At 43.2% G+C, this 1,761-nt stretch carries 1 protein-coding gene and 1 tRNA gene; one reads left to right on the top strand and one right to left on the bottom strand.

The window, feature by feature from the left end; genetic code table 11:
* Positions 1–901: 901 nt before the first annotated feature.
* Positions 902–975, bottom strand: a tRNA-Arg gene (locus tag BG74_RS07490).
* A gap of 180 nt (positions 976–1,155) precedes the next feature.
* On the opposite strand from BG74_RS07490, the gene BG74_RS07485 reads away from it, so the two are divergent.
* On the top strand, positions 1,156–1,761 hold a 606-nt coding region (locus BG74_RS07485; protein ID WP_244267428.1), incomplete at its 3' end, for a tetrahydrofolate dehydrogenase/cyclohydrolase catalytic domain-containing protein.

Here is a 1,761-nt window from a genome sequence, read left to right as displayed (position 1 = left end):
CAACGTCGAGGGCTGAAATTATAGTCGTATCTTATTACGGCCGAAACTCTATTTTATAACCATATTGCTGATATAAATTTTCTATATAACAAAAACAGAAATATTTATAAATTATATTTTATTTTTCATTGTATATTTTTAAAAAATCTCACCTTTAGTCATCAATTTTAACTCCCACGACAGATATTTTTACTGAGAGATAATTAGAAATATAATATATTATGCAATATAGAATATCCCATCAAAAGAGATAAAATAAAGGCTTATCCTATCTTATAGGACAGTTAAAAATATATTGATTAATATATATATAAAAATAGTAGATAACTATATATAATACATAAATAAAAAATATTTAGGAAATGTGTTAACTTTTGCTAATAGATTTAATTGAGCTCTCATGCACTATAATCCATCTGATCATAGTGGGATTACTGTTTAAATAAAGGGGTATTATAAGACATCCCGGAACGTCTATCCTTAAATACATACGTAACTACTCCAAATCTCACGACCCAGTTCGTGCTGCTCAACGCGTTAAATCCCCTTTGTTTTATAATACCTTACTGAGGGATGGATATACCGATTTCTTCATTTGAAAGAGGTGCACACGGTTGTCATCACTATGACCCACCATAGGGATCTATAAGTTCATGAAAACCAGTGAGACGCAGCGATAGGGCGTAGCGTTAAACGAAATAGTATGTTGGAGACTTCATAAATAAAAGGGAAAGTACTTACGCTCGGTATTCATCCATAACAACGCGAAGCATCGACTTGACGGCACGCTCTGACGCCAGCCGCTAGAAAATGGAGGTGTTTTAACGTTGATACTTCAAAAGCGTCAAAAAGAGAAATGATCATTAAACTGTGGCTAACACGATTAATTGCTATCAAATGATACGCCCTACTGGATTCGAACCAGTGACCTACGGCTTAGAAGGCCGTTGCTCTATCCAACTGAGCTAAGGACGCACAAAGGAAACCGCGGTGGTGAATGCGGTCTGGATTATACGGAGGTAATCGTTTGAGTCAATGGCTTTTCTGTCCATTTATTAGTATAAGGTCAGAATGCACTCTGTGCCTGACAGTGGAGTGCGCTTTTGCCAAAATAGCGCCCTCAAGCCCGATTACAATGACGGATTTCCGATTCAGATGGTAGCGAAAATAATTGATGGTAAAGCCGTCGCCCAGCAGGTTAGAAGTAGAGTGGCCACGCGCGTGCAGGAACGTCTCAAGGCAGGCAAGCGCGTGCCGGGACTGGCAGTGGTATTGGTCGGAGGCGATCCCGCCTCGCAAATTTATGTTGCCAGCAAGCGCAAAGCCTGTGAAGACGTCGGTTTTATCTCTCTTTCCTATGATCTGCCGAGCACAGTCACGGAGGCGGAATTGCTGGCGCTGATTAATCGGCTGAATGCTGACCGCCGCGTGGACGGCGTTTTGGTGCAACTGCCGCTGCCGTCGGGGATTGATAATATCAGCGTGCTGGAGCGTATCGCACCGGATAAAGATGTCGACGGTTTCCATCCCTATAATGTCGGCCGTCTGTGCCAACGCGCGCCGCTGCTGAGACCCTGTACCCCACGCGGCATCGTGACGTTGCTAGAGCGCTATCGCATCGATACCTTTGGTCTCAATGCTGTTGTGGTCAGCGCGTCCAACATTGTCGGCCGACCCATGAGTCTTGAACTGTTGCTGGCGGGCTGTACGGTGACTGTCACCCACCGTTTCACGCGTGATTTACGGCGTCATATCGAAAAT

The organism is Sodalis-like endosymbiont of Proechinophthirus fluctus, from assembly GCF_001602625.1.
In the GTDB taxonomy this organism is placed as follows: Bacteria; Pseudomonadota; Gammaproteobacteria; order Enterobacterales; family Enterobacteriaceae.
The sequence above is the reverse complement of the archived record's forward strand: the minus strand, read 5'-3'. Positions and strand labels throughout refer to the sequence as shown.